This window comes from Candidatus Binataceae bacterium (assembly GCA_035508495.1).
Lineage (GTDB): Bacteria > Desulfobacterota > Binatia > Binatales > Binataceae > JASHPB01.
Window position 1 is genome coordinate 1 of the sequence record DATJMX010000073.1, and the last position, 19,707, is coordinate 19,707.

Annotated in this window: 15 protein-coding genes and 1 tRNA gene; 6 read left to right on the plus strand and 10 right to left on the minus strand. The window is 61.9% G+C overall.

Going from position 1 to position 19,707, the window contains the following annotated elements; all coding sequences use genetic code 11:
* The coding region (locus tag VMA09_21270; GenBank protein HUA36153.1) for a hypothetical protein at positions 1-212 on the minus strand (212 nt) is incomplete at its 3' end.
* Between the two features lie 310 nt (positions 213-522).
* On the opposite strand from VMA09_21270, the gene VMA09_21275 reads away from it, so the two are divergent.
* Positions 523-2,040, plus strand: coding sequence for a choice-of-anchor Q domain-containing protein (locus VMA09_21275; protein ID HUA36154.1), 1,518 nt, complete (start codon positions 523-525; stop codon positions 2,038-2,040).
* A 282-nt stretch (positions 2,041-2,322) separates the two neighbouring features.
* Here the strand turns inward: VMA09_21275 and pgl are convergent, their stop codons facing one another.
* The 3 genes from pgl to VMA09_21290 all read right to left on the minus strand — a co-directional run bounded on the left by pgl (position 2,323) and on the right by VMA09_21290 (position 5,582).
* Positions 2,323-3,066, minus strand: a complete 744-nt coding sequence (pgl, locus tag VMA09_21280; protein ID HUA36155.1) for a 6-phosphogluconolactonase — start codon at positions 3,064-3,066, stop codon at positions 2,323-2,325.
* Positions 3,067-3,128: 62 nt separating this feature from the next.
* Positions 3,129-5,159, minus strand: a complete 2,031-nt coding sequence (tkt, locus tag VMA09_21285) for a transketolase (GenBank protein HUA36156.1) — start codon at positions 5,157-5,159, stop codon at positions 3,129-3,131.
* A 123-nt stretch (positions 5,160-5,282) separates the two neighbouring features.
* Positions 5,283-5,582 carry a hypothetical protein gene (locus VMA09_21290; GenBank protein ID HUA36157.1) on the minus strand — a complete coding sequence of 100 codons (300 nt, stop codon included), beginning with the start codon at positions 5,580-5,582 and terminating at the stop codon, positions 5,283-5,285.
* A 224-nt stretch (positions 5,583-5,806) separates the two neighbouring features.
* On the opposite strand from VMA09_21290, the gene fabF reads away from it, so the two are divergent.
* The 5 genes from fabF (at position 5,807) to VMA09_21315 (ending at position 11,667) form a co-directional block, all read left to right on the plus strand.
* A complete protein-coding gene (fabF, locus tag VMA09_21295) occupies positions 5,807-7,057 on the plus strand; it encodes a beta-ketoacyl-ACP synthase II (GenBank protein ID HUA36158.1) in 1,251 nt (416 codons plus the stop codon).
* 17 nt (positions 7,058-7,074) lie between these two features.
* Entirely contained in the window at positions 7,075-8,052 is a 978-nt protein-coding gene (locus tag VMA09_21300) for a beta-ketoacyl-ACP synthase III (GenBank protein ID HUA36159.1), read from the plus strand.
* Between the two features lie 33 nt (positions 8,053-8,085).
* Positions 8,086-9,042 (plus strand): ArsA-related P-loop ATPase, encoded by a 957-nt coding sequence (locus tag VMA09_21305; protein ID HUA36160.1) that lies wholly within the window; start codon positions 8,086-8,088, stop codon positions 9,040-9,042.
* Positions 9,043-9,236: 194 nt separating this feature from the next.
* The gene (locus VMA09_21310) at positions 9,237-11,177 is read left to right on the plus strand and encodes a methylmalonyl-CoA mutase family protein (GenBank protein ID HUA36161.1); all 1,941 of its coding nucleotides are present in this window, start codon (positions 9,237-9,239) and stop codon (positions 11,175-11,177) included.
* A gap of 19 nt (positions 11,178-11,196) precedes the next feature.
* Positions 11,197-11,667, plus strand: coding sequence for a hypothetical protein (locus VMA09_21315; GenBank protein ID HUA36162.1), 471 nt, complete (start codon positions 11,197-11,199; stop codon positions 11,665-11,667).
* A 7-nt stretch (positions 11,668-11,674) separates the two neighbouring features.
* Here the strand turns inward: VMA09_21315 and VMA09_21320 are convergent, their stop codons facing one another.
* The 6 genes from VMA09_21320 to VMA09_21345 all read right to left on the minus strand — a co-directional run bounded on the left by VMA09_21320 (position 11,675) and on the right by VMA09_21345 (position 19,501).
* Positions 11,675-12,229: an MFS transporter gene (locus VMA09_21320; GenBank protein HUA36163.1), complete on the minus strand. Its 555-nt coding sequence runs from the start codon at positions 12,227-12,229 to the stop codon at positions 11,675-11,677.
* A 1,137-nt stretch (positions 12,230-13,366) separates the two neighbouring features.
* Positions 13,367-13,858 carry a hypothetical protein gene (locus tag VMA09_21325; GenBank protein ID HUA36164.1) on the minus strand — a complete coding sequence of 164 codons (492 nt, stop codon included), beginning with the start codon at positions 13,856-13,858 and terminating at the stop codon, positions 13,367-13,369.
* 346 nt (positions 13,859-14,204) lie between these two features.
* Positions 14,205-14,280, minus strand: a tRNA-Cys gene (locus VMA09_21330).
* 106 nt (positions 14,281-14,386) lie between these two features.
* Positions 14,387-16,816: a response regulator gene (locus VMA09_21335; GenBank protein HUA36165.1), complete on the minus strand. Its 2,430-nt coding sequence runs from the start codon at positions 16,814-16,816 to the stop codon at positions 14,387-14,389.
* Positions 16,816-17,262: a response regulator gene (locus VMA09_21340; GenBank protein HUA36166.1), complete on the minus strand. Its 447-nt coding sequence runs from the start codon at positions 17,260-17,262 to the stop codon at positions 16,816-16,818. Before VMA09_21340 ends, VMA09_21335 begins: the two co-directional genes overlap by 1 nt.
* Positions 17,216-19,501, minus strand: coding sequence for a CHASE3 domain-containing protein (locus VMA09_21345; protein HUA36167.1), 2,286 nt, complete (start codon positions 19,499-19,501; stop codon positions 17,216-17,218). The genes VMA09_21340 and VMA09_21345 overlap by 47 nt, the downstream gene beginning before the upstream one ends.
* Positions 19,502-19,707: the final 206 nt, after the last annotated feature.

Here is a 19,707-nt window from a genome sequence, read left to right on the forward strand (position 1 = left end):
CACGTTTCCCTTGCGCTCAGTCGCGCCAATAACGCCGGTGTGCCGTATCCGACGTTCTCACCTAGTTTCTCCAATCCAGCGCGCGGAGCGCGGCCCGAACGCCGCTGCGCGCTCTTTTTCTTCCAGTGCCGATTGCGGTCCTTGCCGCCAATGTAAGTCTCGTCCATTTCAACGCGATTGCCGCCGGTGATGTCGAACGCATCGCCATGCATCGCAGAACGAATGCGATGGCAGATATACCAGCAGGTCCGCCAATCAGTGGTGGGGGCTGCGCTACCGCGCGGTGTACCGTCCAGAAACCTTTCCCGCAGGAGTCCCAGAAGCCACCAGCCCTTTCCTGTGCTGGAATTTCTAAACAGTTTGTTGTTCGGGATTTGCCTCTAAGTTTTGCGCCGGGTAATCTCCGTCCGCGAGTTAAAGCCGGCCAGCGCGCTTCAAGGCACAACGCGGCCGCGAACTATCCGGGCGTGCCTGCCAAAAACCGGCTCTGCGAGCCGGGCCTACCGTTTGGGGGAGAACGACATGGGTCAGGGAACCTGCCGACGAATCCTCAGCCAGGCGAGCATCTTCACGGCAACAGTCATCGGAATGATCGCAGTACTCGCGGCGACTGCAAATGCCACGAGCTACACGGTCACTACGACCTCCGATACCAGCTCGTCGGGACAATGCACCCTGCGTGACGCGATCAACGCGGCCAACGGCAGCGTGACATCGGGATCGAGTTGCTCGGCCGTAAACACCGGGACTGACACCATCGTCTTTGCTGGCGGCGTGACCGGTACCATCGCAATCGCCACGAACGGTACCTTGCCAGCCATCGTGAGCGGCGAGACGCTTACCATCACCGGCCCGACCACCGCGCCTGGAATTACGATCGATGGCGGCATGGCGGTGGAACTGATGAAGGTGAACCAGGGCGCTACGCTCAATTTGCAAAGTCTGACGCTGACCAACGGCAGCGTCACTTGCTCCAGCGAGAAGTGCGGCGTCGAGGGCGGTTCCATCGATAACTTTGGGATTCTCACGATCACCAACGGCACTCTTTCAAGTAACCAAGCCACCTGCACTAGCGCGGGCTGCCTAGCTGACGGAGGCGCAATCTTTAGTGCCGGACCGTTGACCATCACCAACAGCACATTTTCCGGCAACGAGGCGAACGGCGAATCTCATGGCGCAGGCCAAGGTGGTGCCATCTATAACGCCAGTGGCCAAACCATGACCATAACGAATGCAACATTTTCCGCCAACGTGGCAGCGGGCGACACCGCATTAGGGGGCGCAATTAACACTGAGGGCGGCACCGTCAACCTCAAGGGCACCATATTGGCGGCGAGCACTCCATCCAATTGTTCCGGTTCCGCGACAACAGCCACCTACAATATCGCCGATGACGGCACCTGCTTCATCAACAGCGTCGACGGCAACCAGGTCATAACCCCGACCAGCGACATTGACCTCGCTTCTACGCCCGCTGCCAACGGCGGCCCGACCTTTACGCTCGCACTGACTTCAACCAGCAGCCCTGCCGTAAATGTGGTACCACCCGCCGATTGCCCAGCTACAGATCAGCGCGGGTATATTCGTCCCGCGCCGGGCCAGACCAACTGTGACGTTGGCGCGTTTGAGTTGAACGCTCTGCCCCCGGTCACTGTTGATTGCAGCAAGGCTGCGGCGAGCACTCCGAATCTGACCGCAATCTCGCCGTTCACCTTCTACCCTGAGAACGTGACGGGCGTGACCGATTCGAGTGGCGGCGGATTCAGCATCAGCATCACCGGCGTCGCGCAGAGCGCGCCGATCATCGATTTCCCGCCGCTCTTCTGTCCCAACGCCACGGTCCTCGGCTCAACGGCATTCGTGCGTACTACGAGCCCGCTGGGCTCTAGCGGGATGCTCTACGGGATCGCATTTACCGCGACCGACAAGTCAAGCGGTACGAGTTGCAAGGGCAACGTTCCGGTCTGCGTGCAAGGTGTTCTCAATCACGGCAAACCCTGCACCGGCAGCGCGACCTACAACGCGACCAGTTGTCGCTAGAAGCGAGCGCCAGGGGGCTTAGCAGCCCGTGGTGTAAGTCCGTGAGGATTCGAAGGATGGCCAGAAAGGAGTGATCGCTGTCAACTGTTGGGTAAGGCGATAGAGACCTGGAGTTGGTGCGATGAGGAAATCTCGAGCAGCCAGCGTCGGGTAGCGCTCCGAAGCGCCTGATGAAGCACCCGACTACGAGCAGGGCTACGAGAGCACTCGGATTGAGACCCGAGACTGTCAGCCTTACGCGGCGGTCGTCAGCGTTCATGACTCCGCCGCGCCCAGCTGAACTCAGCGCTTCGTCAACAGGCTGGCGGCGGCTTTGTCGAGGAACCAGAAGAGTTCGCCGCCCGTGGGAGATACTATTTGCGCGGGATACTTGTCGGGATCGCGCGGGCCTTCGAGGATGTCGCGGACGGCTTCGGCTTTGTTGGCGCCCGCGGCGAGGAACATCACCCGCTGTGCGTTGTTGATGACCGGCGGGGTGAATGAAAGTCGCTTGCGGGGCTCTGCGTCGACGTCGACCGCGACGACCAGCCGCTTGCGTTCGTGGATCTCAGGAGCGCCGGGAAATAGCGACGCGGTGTGACGATTGTCGCCGAGTCCCAGCATGACCAGATCGAAGCGTGGGAACTCGCCCTCTGCTACGGAAAGGGATTTCTTGATTTCCGCTTCATACTCGAGCGCGCCCTTTTCAGGCTCGAGTTCGCCGCGCATGCGATGCACCTGCTCGGGGCGGAGTCCCAGCTTGCCGAGAAGGGTGCGGTTCGCCATCCCATAGTTGCTCTCGGGACTGTCGGGCGGGACGCATCGCTCGTCGCCCCAGAAGAACTGCACTTCCTTCCAATCGACGCTGTAATGGAACCGCGTTCCGAGTAGCTCGTAAGTCGCGGCGGGAGTCGATCCGCCCGACAAGCAGATCGTGAACTCGCCGTGCAAGGACACCGCTTCGCCTGCGATGTGCGCGATTTCTTCGGCGGCATGCACGAACAAATCCGGCGGATCGTTCAAAACAATAATTTTCGGCTCGGCCATCCTCAGCGATCAGCCTCCACTTCCTAGATTAGCCAAGCGCGCGCGCGACTGCATCTGTGGCGTTACTTTCCGATAAGCTTCGTCGCCCGCTCGACGACGTTCTCCACGGTGAATCCGAAGAACTTCATTACGTCAGCGGACGGCGCGGAGCGGCCAAACTCCGTCATGCCGAGCATATCGCCCTCCGGACCGATCCAGCGGTACCACGATTGCGGCACTGCGGCTTCGACTGCGAGCCGCTTCTTGACCGCCGGCGGCAGCACGCTGTTGCGATAGGCTTCGTCCTGGGCCGCGAAGATCTCCATGCTCGGCATGCTGACGACGCGCACGGCGTGGCCTTTCTTCTCGAGCTCGGCTTTCGCATCGACGACGAGCGAGAGCTCCGAGCCGGTGCCCATGAGAATGATCTCAGGCGTTTTGCCCCTGGTCTCGGCGATCACATACGCGCCGCGCTTCAGCTCGCTCGCGGGCGCCATGTTGGTGCGATCGAGAGTCGGCACTTTCTGGCGGCACAGCGCGAGCAAAACGGGGCCGTGCTTGTGCGTCATGATGTAACGCCAGGCTTCGACCGACTCGTTGGCGTCGCCGGGGCGAATCACGGTGAGATTCGGAATCGCGCGCAGCGCCGCGAGATGCTCGATCGGCTCGTGCGTCGGACCATCTTCGCCAACGCCGATCGAATCGTGGGTGAAGACGAATACGACTTGCAGACCCATGATCGCGGCGAGCCGGATCGATGGCCGGCAATAGTCGGTGAAGACCATGAAGCTCGAGCCGTAGGGAATGATGCCGCCGTGCAGCGCCATCCCGTTGAGGATCGCGGCCATGCCGTGCTCGCGAATCCCGAAATGCGGATTGCGCCCGGCGTAACTGCCGCGCTCCAAGTCGCCGCCGCCTTCGACATCGGTGAAGGTCGATTCGTTGAGGTCGGCGGAGCCGCCGAACAGGTTCCAAACCTTCTTGGCGATTGCGCCTTGCGCCTTCGAGGCTGACTGCCGCGTCGCGAGGGAATCTTTGGGCGTGAACGTGGGCAGCTCGGCGTCCCATCCCGCGGGCAGCTCGCCCGCGACGATGCGCTTGAACTCAGCGGCGTCCTGCGGATACTTGGCCGCGTATTTCTCGAAGCGCGCGTTCCAGTCCTTCTCGGCCTCAGCGCCCCGCTCGATACACTTGCGGAAGGTCGCCATCGCCTCGTCAGGAACGTAGAAGGCGGGCTCCTGCGGCCATCCGTAAAATTCCTTGGTCAGCTTCAACTCTTCAGGGCCGAGAGGATTGCTGTGAATCTTCGAGGTGCCCTGGCGATGCGGGCTGCCGTAGCCGATGATCGAACGGGTGCGGATTAGAGTCGGTCGATTCTTCTCCGCGATTCCCTTCTCAACCGCCGCCGTCAGTGCGGCCAGATCGTTCGCATCGTTGACGACCTCGGTATGCCATCCATACGCCTCGAAGCGCTTGGTGACGTCTTCGGAAAAGCTGAGCTCGGTGTGACCGTCGATCGTCACGTGATTGTCGTCATAGAAGAAAATCAGGTTGCCGAGTCCCAGATGTCCCGCGATCGATGCCGCTTCGTGCGAGATTCCTTCCATCAGATCGCCGTCGCTGCAGATGCCGAAGATGCGATGGCTGAAGAGGCCAGAGTCGTCGTGCTCGAAGCGTGCCTCAATATGCTTGGCCGCGAGCGCCATCCCGACCGCGTTGCCGATGCCCTGGCCGAGCGGCCCGGTCGTCGTTTCGACGCCCGGCGTGATGTGGCTCTCAGGATGACCGGGAGTTTTGCTGTTCAACTGGCGGAAGCGCTTGATCTCGTCGAGCGAGAGGTCGTAGCCGCACAGGTACAGTATCGAGTACAGGAACATCGAGCCGTGACCGCATGAGAGCACGAACCTGTCGCGCCCGAACCACTTCGGGTTCTTCGGGTTGTGGTGCATGATTTTCGTGTAGAGCAGGAAGCCGGTCGGCGCCATTCCCATCGGCATCCCGGGATGCCCCGAATTCGCCTTCTGCACCGCGTCGATCGTAATTACGCGGATCGAGTTGATGCACTGCTGGTTCAGATCGGTGCTCATGCCTGTGATTTTGCTTGCAGCTGCCACTTGTTGTCCCCTGATGTTGCGGTGAATTGGCCCCGCCAATTGCCTTGTTTGATGCCGCGCTGGATGAAGGGTTTCCTCGCACCAAGCCGATCGCGGCCCGCTTCGCCGCCGGGTTAGCTCGGTCTACCAGTCGTTATGATCGTCGTCTTTGGGGTCGCCGGCTTTCTGACGCATCACGTTGACCACCGTCTTCGCTTCGCCCTTGAGGTCCTTCTTCATAGCCTCGGCAAAGCGCTCAGCGATCATCCGCATCATCGTGCCCTCTTCGGGATCGAGCCCCGCGCCAAGTGCGGCGAGACGTTCCATGGCGCTGCGAATCGACGAGAGCGCGCCCGGAATGTCGCCGCGCTCGCGGCATGCGATCGCGTCGCCCAGCGCGGCACGCACCTGCGCGATGGCAGGACGCGCTTGTTCGCCGATCACCACTTCAAGCTCGCCAAGGTTTTGCGCGAGCCTCGAGAAAGGATCGTCTGCGGAAAAGCTGGACGGCACGCGTGAATTGTTTCACTTGTGTCCGGCGGGATTCAAGGCTGGATTAGTTACCCGGTCGCGACACCGGCGTTACGCGACGGCGCCACCTGCTCGACCGCGAATCGGATTTGGTAGAATATGAAGGCTATCGCCCACGGAAGGATGATGAGGTTCAGATGAGAAAGATTCTGGATCGACGCGTGGTGATCACGGGCGTGGGCCTGGTGACACCGCTCGGAACCGGAGTTGAGAAAAACTGGGAAGCGCTGATGGCCGGGCGCTCGGGCGTCGGTCCGCTCACCCGCTTCGATACGGCGACGTTCCCGGTGAAGTTTGGCGGAGAAATCACGGATTTCAAAGCCGAAGACTGGATCGAGAAGAAGGACATCAAGAAGATGGACCTCTTCATCCAGTACTCGCTGGCCGCGACCGAGCAGGCGATGCAATCGTCGGGATTCAAGATCACCGAGGACAATGCCGACAGCGTCGGGGTGCTGGTCGGCGTCGGCATCGGCGGCCTCACGACAATCGAAGAGTCGCACAAGATCCTGCTCAACACGGGGCTCAACCGCCTGACGCCCTTCTTCATCCCGAAGCTGATCGGCAACCTCGCTCCGGGTCAGATCTCGATCAAATACGGCGCACGCGGCGTGAGCTTCACGACCACCAGCGCCTGCGCGTCGAGCTCGCATGCGATCGGCGAAGCCTATCGCATGATTCGGCTTGGCTATATCGACGCCGCGATTACCGGCGGGGCCGAGGCCGCGCTCACTCCGCTCGGCGTTGGTGGCTTCGCTGCGATGCGCGCGCTATCGACGCGCAACGACGCGCCGCAGAAGGCGAGCCGGCCCTTCGACAAGGAGCGCGACGGATTTGTAATCGCCGAAGGCGCCGCGGCGCTGATCCTCGAGACGCGCGAGGCCGCGATCGCGCGCGGCGCGAATATCATCGCCGAGATCTGCGGCTATGCCGCCAACAGCGACGCCAATCACATCACGGCGCCCTCGCCCGAAGGGCGCTTCACCGCGCGATGCATGATGATGTGCCTCGAAGACGGCGACCTCGATCTGAACCAGGTCGATTACATCAACGCTCACGGCACCTCGACCGAACAGGGCGATATCGCCGAGACGCAGGCGGTAAAGCGCGTGTTCGGCGAGCGCGCGCGCCAGGTCGCGGTCAGCTCGACGAAGTCGATGACGGGCCATACTCTGGGCGCGGCGGGCGCGATCGAATCGGTGTACACGGCGCTGGCGGTACAGCGCGGGATGCTGCCGCCGACGATCAACCAGGAAGTGCCTGATCCGGAATGCGATCTCGATTACGTGCCGAACGAAGCGCGCCCCTGCCAGGTGCGGGTCGCGCTCAATAATTCGTTCGGTTTCGGCGGCACCAACACTACACTTGCCATCCGCCCGGCGGATTAACGCGAACGGATTTTGCTATGGGTTCCAGAATCGTCGCCACGGGGCGTGCCCTTCCCCATACCGTCCTCACCAACAAGGACCTGGAACGGTACATGGACACGTCCGATGATTGGATAACGACCCGCACCGGAATCCGGCAGCGCTTTGCGATGCGCCAGGACGAATCGCTCGCCGATATCACGGCGGCGGCGGCGCGAACCGCGCTGGATCGCGCGGGCGTGAAAGCTTCGGAACTCGACGCGATCGTCGTCGGCACGGTTTCCTCCGAGTACGGCTTCCCCTCGTTCGGCTGCCAGATCCAGGCGCGCCTCGGCATCGATTCGATTCCGTCGTTCGACGTCGCCGCGGCATGCTCAGGCTTCATCTATGCGATCAGCGTCGCCGACTCGATGATGCGCGCGGGCGATTTCACGCGCGTGCTCACGATCGGCGCCGACGCGTTATCGACGATGGTCGACTGGAACGATCGCCGCACCGCAGTCCTGTTCGGCGACGGCGCCGGCGCAGTCGTGATGGTCCGCGAGCCGGGCGATCGCGGCGTGCTCGGCAGCCTGTTGCGATCTTCGGGACGGCAGGCCGACTTGCTCGCGGTTCGCGCAACCGGAGTGCGCAGCACGATCGATTCCGAAGTGCGGCGCGATCCCAACGACTCGATCCAGATGAAGGGGCCCGAGCTTTTCAAAGTCGCGGTGAAGAGCATGGCCGAAGTGACCGCCCAAGTCGCGGAGCGAGCGGGTGTTGCGCTCGGCGATATCAACCTGGTCGTGCCGCATCAGGCCAACATGCGAATCCTCAGTGCGGTGGCAGAGCGGCTCGGAATCCCGCAGGAAAAGCTCTTCACCAATATCGATCGTTACGGCAACACCTCAGCCGCATCGGTCCCGATCGCGCTCGACGAGGCGATGGAGCAAGGGCGAATCCACGACAACGACCTGGTGATGCTCAACGCATGCGGCGGCGGTCTGACCTGGGGCGCCAATCTGCTGCGTTGGTAGAACGCTCGCACACCGCGCGTTGCCGCGCCGTCGATGCTTAAAGAACTTCTCGCGCGGCGCGTTGTCGTCCTGCTCGGCAAGGGCGGCGTCGGCAAATCGAGCCTGAGCGCGGCCCTCGCGCTCGCGGCGAGCCGGCGCGGCGCGCACACGCTCGTGATGGAATGCGATTCGCGCGCGCCGATCGCGTCGCTCTACGGCATCGAGCCGGTTTTCGAACCAACGGAAGCTGTAGGCTTCAATCTGATGGTGCTCGACGGGCGGCACACGCTCGAAGAATACCTGCGCATCGTCGTACCCGGACGACTTCTACTCAAGGCCGTGTTCTCGAGCCGCCTCTACCAGTTCTTCGTGCAGGCGGCACCCGGACTGCGCGAGCTGATGGCGCTCGGCAAGATCTACTATGAAACCGAGCGCAAGCCGGGCGATGACAGGCGCTGGGATCTGATCATCGTCGACGCGCCCGCCAGCGGGCAGGCGCTGAGCTGGCTCAAGATGCCGACTGCGGCGCGCGCCACCTTCGGTGACAGCATCGTCGGCAAGGAAGCCAACAACATCACCGGGATGCTGACCGATCGAGAGCGATGCGCGATCGTGCAGGTGACGACCGCCGACTCGCTCGCGGTCTCGGAAACGATCGAAACGTTCGATGATCTCGACAAACTTGAACTGACACCCGCGGCGATCTTCTTCAACCGATACGTTAAGTTGTCCTTCAGCGAAGACGATGCGGATGCGCTCGCCAAGCGCCGCGTTGCTCGCGAGCAAAAGAAAGCCATCGAGCATCTCGGTGAGATCGCGCGCGCCGAGCTGCGCCGCAATTCGGAATCCGCCGCCGCGCTCGCTCAAGTCCAGCACAAAGCCGGCGATATCGTGATCGAAATTCCGGAGCATCGCGGGCTCTTCGGCACGACACTCGTCGACGCGCTCGCCGACGACCTGAATGCGGTGCCCGCACGAAGCCGCTCACGCCGCGCCGCCGTGAAGCGCTAGCATCGCACGACTGGAAACGCTCGCCCCGCGCCGTTACGCTGAGGTTCTGTGAATTTGAATCGCCGCCTGCCTATCCTTCATCCCGAGCAAAGTCGAGGGATCTTGGAGGCCCCAAAGGGGCCGGTGCCAGACATCGCGCGCAGCGCCTTGCTTGGTTTCCGGCGCTCCTATGGCACAACGCACGAGGCATCGAAATGAGCGAGGCCAAGCCAAAAGCATCGGAGAGCGCGAAGAAGCCGCGCGAGCCGTGGATCATCCGCACCTACGCCGGCTTCGGCGATGCGCGCCAGGCCAATGAGCGCTTCCATCAGAACCTCAAGGCGGGGCAGCGCGGACTTTCGATCGCGTTCGATCTGCCGACCCAGAACGGCTACGACCCCGACGCTCCGGTCGCGCGCGGCGAAGTCGGCGGCGCGGGCGTTTCGATCTGCCATACGCAGGACATGGAGCAGCTCTTCGCCGGTATCCCGCTCGGCTCGATCAACACCTCGATGACGATCAACTCGACGGCGCCGTTCCTGCTGGCGCTCTACCTCGTCGTCGCCGAAAAACAGGGCGTGCCATGGACGGAGCTGCGCGGCACGACGCAGAACGATCTGCTCAAGGAATTCGTCGCCCGCGGCACCTCGATATTTCAACCAGAACTTTCATTTCGTCTTTCGACCGAGCTGATTCGCTTCTCGGTCGAGCGCGTGCCGAACTGGAACCCGATTAATTGCTGCGGCTACCATTACATGGAAAGCGGCGCAGGCCCGGCCGAGGAAATCGGCTATGCGTTCGGCAACGCGCTGATGATCCTCGATGCGCTGCGGCCGCAGCTCAAGCCCGAAGCCTTCGAGCAGACCGTTCGCCGCATCTCGTTCTTCATCAACAGCGGAATCGAGCTGGTGCCCGAGATCTGCAAGGTGCGCGCGTACTTCAAGCTGTGGCGCGAGCTGTGCCAGAGCGAATACGGCATCGCGGACGTCGCCTTCCGCGCCGGATGCCAGGTGCGCTCACTCACGCTCACCGAGCAGCAACCCGAAGTTAACATTATCCGCATCGCATACGAGGCGCTGCCGGTCGTGATTTCCGCGAGCGCGCGCGTCAACGCGCTCCAGCTTCCCGGCTTTCGCGAGGCACTCGCCCTGCCCGACCAGGCCGAACAGATGCTGAGCCTCCGCACGCAGCAGGTGTTGATGCACGAGACCGAGCTCGCGCGCTACGGCGACATTTTCGAGGGCAGCAAGATCATCGAGAAGCTCACCGACGAGACCGCGGCGAAAGCCCGGGAGATCACGGTGCGCCTGCGCGAAGCGGGCTACGCGCGCGCGATCTCGATCGTCGGCGGAGAACTGACGCAGCAGCTCGCGGAGCGGCAGCGGCGCCTCGAAACTGGTGAGATCTCGCAGGTCGGTGTGAATGCGTTCCTCGGCGAGATCGGACTCACGCCACCGCCGCGCGATCTGGTCGATCACAACGCGCAAGCGCGCGGCGAGCGCGAGCGTATCGCGGCGATCCAGCAATGGCGCGCGCATCGCAATAACGCATCGGTGGCGAAGGCGCGGGAAACGCTCGCGCGCACGACCGCCGAGAATGGTCCGCTGATGGACGCGACTATCGAGCTGGCGCGCGCGGGCGGCACGGTCGGCGAATGGACCGAGACGCTCGAGCAGATCGGGCGCGGCCGCTATACGCCGGAGATTCTGTCGGCGGGGGCCAACGTGCCGCATCTGGATGTGCCGAGCACATCGCACAAGATTCGTATCGCGCTGGGCAAGGCCGGCCTCGACGGGCATATCAACGCCGTCAAGTTGCTCGCGCACGCATGTATGCAGGCCGGGATGGAAGTCGTGCTCGCAGGCTTCAAGCAGACGCCTCAGCAGATGGTCGAGACGGCGTTGCAGGAGGACGTCGACGTGCTCGCGATCTCGAGCCTCGCGGGCGCGCACATGACGATCGCACGCGAGGCGCTCGAGCTGCTGAAAGCGCGCGGCGCGGACGACATTCCGCTCGTGATCGGCGGCATCATTCCGGAAAACGATCGCCAGGCGCTGCTCGGCCTCGGTGTCCGGGCAGTCTTCACCCCGAAGGATTCGAACCTCGGCCAAATCGTCACGAGCATCGCTGCGCTCGGTGCAAAGCGCGCGGCATAATCTTCACTGGAGAGGCATGATGGCGGAGCGGCGGGATTTGCAAACGATAGTCAGCAAGCTGACTCGACTTTTTGTCACAATCGCGCTCAGCATCGCTTGCGCGGCGCCGCTCGCGTCCGCCGGTGAAGCTCGGCCATGGCTATGCCGCGATAAGCCGGTGTTCTCGTACAACAGCGGGATGCGCTACACGCTCACCTCGAGCCGCGGCCGCGCTTGGAAAGTATTTTTCATGGCCTTCGACCCGGCCGGCGGGCATGACGGCTTCGAGATCGTGCGCTCCGCCGCTCTCGCGGGCGGTTCATCCGCGTCGGGCTTCCTCGAAGGCGGCAGATATTTCGCGGTCGCGATGTATCATCAAGGCAGCAACTGGATCTGCCCCGGCTACGCCCAGGACCAGGAGCATCCCCCCGCAGGACAGCTTAACAACATCTGCTACGGCGAAGACGGCCCCCCCTGCCTCGTGAGCCTCGCCGTCTTGGCGGCGCATTAGGCAATCGTCAAGCGGCTCTGCGTTGAGTCGCGCGAACCTGGTCGCGGCCAGCGGTTCGGCTTAACGCAGTCGCGATAACGAGGCCGGCGATCGCGAGCACCGCGAAGACCGCGAAGGCTCCGGCGTAGCCGCGCTCAGCATGCGTCGCTGCTAACGCCATCAGCGGCGGCAACACGAATCCTCCGAGCGCGCCCAATCCTCCGACCAGGCCCGCAGCGCCGCCGACTGCGTCAGGCACGCACTGCGGGACCATCTTGAAAATTCCCGCGTTGGTGACGCCGATCGCGATCGCGATGATCGCCGTGCCGGCAATCGCCGAGACGTAACTGTTCGCTCGCATCATGACGAGGGCGCCGCATAGCAGAATCGTCAGCGCAATCGATACCAATCTGCCTCCCCCGTTTCGATCTGAAAATGGTCCCGCTACAACGCGCACCGCTGGCGCGAGCAGCGAGAAAAATGCTGTCAGCGCGCCGGCGATCGCGAGGCTCGCGCCGGGCCCAGCGCGCCAATTCAGCTCGGCGCAGGGGTCTATCGCGAATTGTGCCTCGCCTATCACCACGGCACCCAGCTATCCGGCGTGCGCCGCAACTTCCTGCGAATCTGCGCCGAAGAAATGCCCCGCCTGCTCAGCTCAGCCTCGAAGTTCGACCTGCAATACGCGAACGGCGCTCAGCATCAATTGTCGGAACCTACGACAGCGCAGACGTCTTCTGATTCGGAGTCCGATCTCAGTTAAGCTTCGCGAGCAAATGGATCGGCAGACCGATACGGCTTGTGCTGTTCGTACAAGGATAGACGCGCTTCCGTCACGCTGGTGTCCCAACCCATATGAGGCAGCGACATCGCCATCCGCTCCCACTTGATCGCATCGGCAAACTTCCCCGACTCGGCGGACCGGAATCCCGGAATACCGCAAAACCGTGGATCGGATCGTCGAGCGCGCATCCGCTCATGATCAGCAGCGATACGAAAACAATCTCGAGCAGCAACCGGCGGCGACCTGGCATTCGACCCGACTCGACAATGAGTCTAACATGCTGTCGACACAAAGTCATTCAACCAGGAACCGGTGCGGCAGCCAGGCGCGGGCGGATCAGGCCGAAGGCATCCACCAGCACCAAAAACTCCGCTAGCAGTTCGAGGCCGCGAATCGGAAGCGGAAGACGCACACTTTGCACAGCAGCAGTGCTGCCAGGACATGACAACAATCATTCGGTCCGTGCCGGGAGCTCTTTCATCCAGAGCGACCGCCAGGCACAGAATCGTTCCCGGCAGGATCGGCACCGCGTGGTAGGGCTCGAGCCAGGGACTCGATGGCAGAGGCGCCAAGAGCAGGACGGTCCAGTCGGCCAGCGCCGCTCGCGACGGCGCCACCGCGTATCCGCCGCTGAGCGCACGCGTCGCATACCATCCAAGCGCCGTGAGCCAAATCGCCCACATCACGCCGAGCAGCCATCGCGTGATTACTGCGTCGGCCCGCGCCCTCGTCAACACCATGGTAACAAATACCGGTACTGAGGCGCGGAACTTTGTGTGCGCAGTAATGCGCTGGATATCCGAAGCGATGTTACGTTTCCGGATGCGTGCTGGTGTGGCTTTTCGAGCGGCGAACCGAATTTAGTATTCAGCAAAAAGTGAAACAGACGCACCCAGCCAGATCCAGCGCTGACCAGGTGCGTCGTGCTTCATCAAATCGTCACTTCACCAAGTGAATCGTACCGAGGATGTCATTCAAATAGAATGCATTCAGTCGCTCATCGATTTCGTAGGCCCGCAATGCCTGTTCCATCGGCATGACGCTTTTCAGCGAGTGCAGGTAAGTTGACTCGGCGATCACCCGATTTCTGTCCAGTATGAGGTTAGCATTGAGAATCCTGGTCGCATCGGCATCCGAGATTACGCCGTTTTGCTGCTCGTTCTGGTATTCGTCAAGCAGCTTCTTACGCTGCTTGAGGTTGTTCATGAGCTTTTCCTGGTAAGGAACGTAAATCGCAAGAAACTTTGTTTTTTGTTCATCGTTGGAAAACTTCATGTTGGCGACGACGATTTCCTGGCGGCGATTTTCGAACTCCTCGCGTCCCAATCCAGCCAACGCGTCATTCTTCATCTCAGCCTTGGCCTGAGTTGCAGGGGCGGTATCCTGCGCCCACGAGTTGATTGGAAGCAGACCGGCGACCAGGACGAGCATACTCACTTTCTTGATTAGTTGATTCATTGCGACCATTCCTCCGATGGTTGTGGTTGATCGACCGTTTATACGAACCGTGATTTTCCCCCTGACGCCGAAATACTACGTAGCGATTCGGACTTCAGCCATTGGCCCTTAGTACCATGTCGGTGAAAGCGCTATTTCAAATGATACGAAGAATATCGCTCGCGGGAGATGACTCATCGCGGAAGATTTTTGGACGGTTTTTGGTGATTGTGACCGGCGCGCGGCCAGACCAACCGGCACATGATCACATCGTCATGTGCGCCGGCAGGCGCTAAGCCGGATCCTGATCTGACATATTGGATCAGTTTGAGGATAAAAATGGAGGCGGCGATCGGATTCGAACCGATGCGTGGAGGTTTTGCAGACCTCTCCCTTAACCACTTGGGTACGCCGCCCCCCGAGCCGAGCGTATCGGCGCTGCAGGAGTGAGACACTTATCACGCCCTGTCAGACGCATCAATTACGAGGACTTCCGACCGCTCTTGTACCATGCCGACCCGCCTAAGAAGCGCGCGCTTGCGGAGCACGATGCACTTCCAGTGCGGCCGACACACGCGCCGCCTCCCTCAGCAGCTCTTCGATTCGTTCACCCAACCCCTCAACGGCACCCGCGCGACTCGCCCGTTCCACTTCTGCACAGATACGCATCAGGCGCCGTCCGCCGAAATGGCTGCAACTGCCCTTGAGCGTATGAGTCACCTGCGCCAGCGCCGCGGAATCGCGGTTCGCGAATGCCTCGCGGATCGTCGCCAGCCGCTGCTGCAGGTCATTTAGAAAGACGTCGATCATCTGGAGAGCGAAGCTGTCGTCGTCAGGATCGCCGAGCTTACTTATCGCTGCGGGATCGATCGGCGATTCATCATCTTCCTGCCCCGCAATTGGAGGTTGGCTATCAATCGCTGGATGATCGGTTTCGGCGGCGGGCTTTGCCAGCCATTTCGTGATAACGCGAGCAAGATCCTCGGGCTGCACCGGTTTGCTCAGATAGTCATCCATTCCCGCTGCGATGCATTTTTCGCGATCGCTCTCGAGCGCATGCGCGGTGAGCGCCACGATCACCGGCTGATGCTCGAGGCTTTGGGCGCGAATCTCGCGCGTCGCCTGGTAGCCGTCCATCTCCGGCATTTGGCAGTCCATCAAGATCAGGTCGTAACCCTGCGCACTTACGGCGCTCAAAACCTCGCGCCCGTTGTGCACGGCGTCGGCAAAAAATCCGAGCCGTTTGAGCATCCGCATTACAACGCGTTCGTTAACCGGATGATCTTCGGCCAGAAGAACCTTCGCATGCTGTCTTATCGATTGCGGGATCTGCCGCGAGGTGATGTCGAGCGCGCCGGGCTTCGATCGCGCAAGATCGAACTCGTGATGGCTCTGCAACTGGCCCGCCAGTGCAGATGCGAGGCGATCATAGAGCTGCGATTGACGCACCGGCTTGGGAAACCACGCCGAGATACCCGCCTTGCGCATCGCTTCTTCGTCCGGGCGATGACCCAGCAGGTAAGCCACAACCATTTTGGGGGATCCATAGCGAGGATCGTCACGAATCGCGCGAGTCAATTCGTAATCGTCCGCCGTTGCGAGCTGCGAATCGGCCACAACGAGCCGATAGGGATTGCCGTCAGAAGTGGTGCGGGCAAGCGTGGCGAGGGCTTCTTCTCCGGTTAATACGCTATCGCACTCGAGGCCCCAGCCAGTCAGTTGGCGGCGGAGGAATCGGGCGCTTACGGCTGCCGGATCGGCCACCATCACGCGCGTGCCCCATAAGAGGCGGCGCAATTGTCCCTCGGTCTGGAATTTACCAGGCGCCCGCTCGAATGCCGCCGTGAACCAGAAGGTGGCGCCATGGCCGAGCGTGCTTTCGACGCCGATCTGCCCGCCCATCAGCTCGACTATCTGTGCCGAGATCGCCAGCCCAAGTCCGGTGCCGCCGTGGCGGCGGGTCATCGAGTTGTCGGCCTGGTAAAACGGAGCGAACAGTTTCTGCTGCGCTTCGATTGGGATTCCGGGTCCCGTATCGGCGACCGTAAAGTGCAGCATCACCGCATCCTGGGTCTCCGAATGCTTGCGCACCGCGAGCGAAATCTCGCCGTGCACGGTAAACTTGGCGGCGTTGCCGACCAGGTTGATCAATACCTGCCGCAGCCGCCCGGGATCGCCGCGGAGCGCGGCCGGTACGTCGCCATCGACCAGCGAGGCGAGCTGGATCTCGCTGTTCTGAATTCGCTCGGCGAAAAGCTCGATCACACTTTCCACCACGGCGGTGGGGCTGAACTCGGATTCGCGCAGGGTGGTCTTGCCGGATGAGACTTTCGAGATCTCCAGGATGTCGTCGATAACGCCGAGCAGCGCGTGCGCGCTGTTCCATACCGCCTCGGCGAACTCGCGTTGATCGGGATCGAGGGGAGTGTCGAGGAGCATCCGCGTCATGCCGATAACCGCGTTCATCGGCGTGCGAATCTCGTGACTCATGTTGGCAAGGAAGCGAGCCTCGTGCCCGGCGGCTTCGACGGCGGCGTCGCGCGCGCGCGCCAGCTCCTCGCGCGAGCGCTTCCGTTCGATCGCATAGTAAAGGGCGCGCGCCAGGAGACGGCTGTCGAATTGGCCCTTGACCAGGTAGTCCTGGGCGCCGAGCCTCACGACCTCGCGGCTGAAGCGCTCGTCCTCGTAGCCGGTCAAGACGACGATCGGCAGATGCGGTGCGGCCGCGGCGATGCGCGACACGGTTTCCTGCGGCAGGCAATCCGGCAGCGACAGGTCGAGCAGCACGATATCGATCCGGCTACGCGCCAGGATCTCGATTCCATGCGAGAGGCGAGAGGCGATGCTCAGCTCGAAGCGATCGCTGGGACTTTCACTCAGTGCAATCTCAACCAGGCGCGCGTCGCCGGGGTTGTCCTCGATTAGGAGGACTTTGATCGTTCCCTCGGGCATCATGCCTCCGGCAACTTGACGATCGTCAGCCAGAAGTTCTGGATTTGCTGGATGATGCGCGTGAACTGGTCGATAGTGACGGGCTTGGTGATGTAGCAATTGGCGCGCAGATCGTAGCTGCGCAACACGTCTTCATCGGCCGACGAGGTGGTCAATACTACTACCGGGATCTGCCGGAACTGGGGCTGGTTCTTCACTTCTTCGAGCACCGCGCGCCCGTCCTTGCCAGGCAGGTTCAGATCGAGCAGCACCAGGTCGGGCCGGAAAGCGTTGGCGTAGGGGCCCCGGCGATAGAGGAAATCGACTGCGGATTCGCCGTCGGTCACGACTTCGATCCGGTTACGAATTTTGCTCTCTTTGAGCAATTCCATCGTTAACCGGATGTCACCGGGATTATCTTCAACCAGCAGAATGTCCACTTCCTTCCAGCTCGCGGGCTCGCTCATCCCGTCCGCCTCCTTCGCCACACGGAATTGAAAAGAAAAACGTCGCGCCGGTGCCGGGCGCCGATTCAACCCAGATTCGTCCGTGCAACCGCTCGACGACGCGCTTGCAGATGGCCAGCCCGATGCCGGTGCCGCGATACGCCTCGCGCCCGTGCAGCCGCCGGAACATCACGAAGATTCGTTCCTGGTACTGCGGCGCGATCCCGATACCGTTGTCGCGCACCGAGAAGATGTATTCGTTTGCGTGCCGCACACAGCCGACGTGGATCTCCGGCGGCTTTTCGGCGCGGAACTTGACCGCGTTCTCGAGCAGATTCTGCAGCAGCTCGCGCATCCGCACCGGATCGCCGAGCAAGGTTGGCAGCGTATCGCTGGTGATATGGGCCTTCGCTTCGTCGATCGCAAGATGAAGATTGGCAACCGCCTCGTCACGGACGCGATTCATGTCGACCGGCTCGTGGCGCGGGGCCTGGCCCGCGCGCGAGAAATGCAACAGATCGTCGATGAGCTGCTTCATCCGCGTCGCACCATCGACCGCAAAGGCGATGAACTCGTCGGCATCGGAGTCGAGCTTGCCCCGATAGCGCCCCGCGATGAGCTGCAAGTAGCTCGTGACCATGCGCAGCGGCTCCTGCAGGTCGTGCGACGCGACGTAGGCGAATTGCTCGAGCTCGCCGTTGGAGCGCGACAGCTCTTCGGTGCGCGCGATAAGTTCGCGCTCGACGCGTTTGCTTTCGGTCACGTCGCGCGCAATCGAACCGATCGAGACTCGGCCAGTTTCATCCGCGATCGGAAAATCGGTAATCGATGCGTCGAACTCGATGCCGGTCTTTCTGAGCCGGCGCGTCTCGAACTGAACCGAGCAGTCACCGGATGCAACGCGGCGCAGCGCAGCACGAAATTCCGGGCGCAGATCCTCCGATACGACCAAGGTCTCGTAGAACTGTCCGACAGCTTCGGTGGCGGTGTGTCCGTACATGGCTTCGGCGCCGCGATTCCAACTGCGAATCATCCCGTCGGGGGCGATCGATACGACTGCGTCGGGCGTCGCGGAGACGATCGCGGCCAGGGCACCCTGGCTTTCCTCGAGGCGCTTGCGCTCAGTGTCGTCGCGAAACACGAGCACGCCGCCGCGAATCGCGCTTTTCTCGTCGCGCAGCGGGCGTAGACTCGCAACGAAGCGGCGCATCGACCCGCCGCCATCGCGGATCGTCAGCTCGATATCGTCGCGATTCGCACCATTGGCGATGAGCGCAAAGGGACTGGCGCCGTTTGAAAGCCGACCTTCGGGCTCGGAGACGATTTCCGCCCCCGCGAGCCATCGCGCAAATCCTCCCGGAGCGTCCGCGATTCCAAGCAGTTGGCGCGCGGCGGGATTGAGTTGCGGCTCGGCTTCGTCTTGCAGCGAAACGATCACGCCCTCGCCCATCGACGCGAATACCGATTGCAGGACTTCCGTGTTGGCCGTCAGCTTGAGCTCGGCAGCGTCGAGCTGCCGCGCGCGACTTGCCGCAAGCTCGGTCGCCCTCCGAAGGCCGCCAAGCGCGAGGCCGATGTAGACGCCAGTGATCGACAGAAACACAAAGCCGAAGATCCAGCCGACAGAAATCACGCGATACGCAAGGCGCGCGGCGCGATGCTCCGCCGTTGTTCGCGTCGCCATCAAGCCATCTTCGTCAGCGCTCATCAGACGAATAAGGTCGCGCACCTTGCTTCCAAGGCCGCCGCTGGAGTGCGCAACGATGAAGTCCTCGGCTGCTTGATTGCCGGAGCGCTTGCGGATCTCGATCCCCTGGTCGAGGAACTCGAGCCGTCTATCAATCAGCGGCGAGATCCGATCGAGATTGCGAACCTGCGCGGGATTGTCGGCCGTGAGTTTGCGAAGCGCGGCGAGATTCTCGCGGGTTTCGCGCTCGGCGTTGGCAAACGAATCCAGCCGCGCCAACTGTCCGCTGATAATAAAGTTACGCTGCGCGTTCTCCGCTTCGCTGATCGACGAACGGAGCGCTCCCAGGTGCTCCATCACGAAGTGCGTATGCTCTACCCATTGCGCACTGGCTTCGAAGTTGTAGCTCGCCCAACCCACAACTGCCGACACCAACGCACACACCAGCGCCGCCAAGCCGAACCCGATCCAGATTGGCGCCGAATGAAAGGTCACCTCCGAACGCTCGCTGAAGCTCAGGCGCGATGCGGAAGACGTCAGTCCCAGGGTAACCCGACTCTCAGCGTGAACCATCTCTCGAACTCCGCGAGGAGTGAGAGCTCCACGCGATTTCAGGTCTCAATTCAAATCGCATGCCACGGCGAACTCGGCGTCGATGGAATGTGTTGCTTAGTCAGGAGCAGGAAGGACGAGATAAGTCTCGCTCAATCGCTCATGGAGAGACATCCGAAGCGACGATACTCACGGCTAGCGACCTTAGACGGACGCTCGCGCCCGAT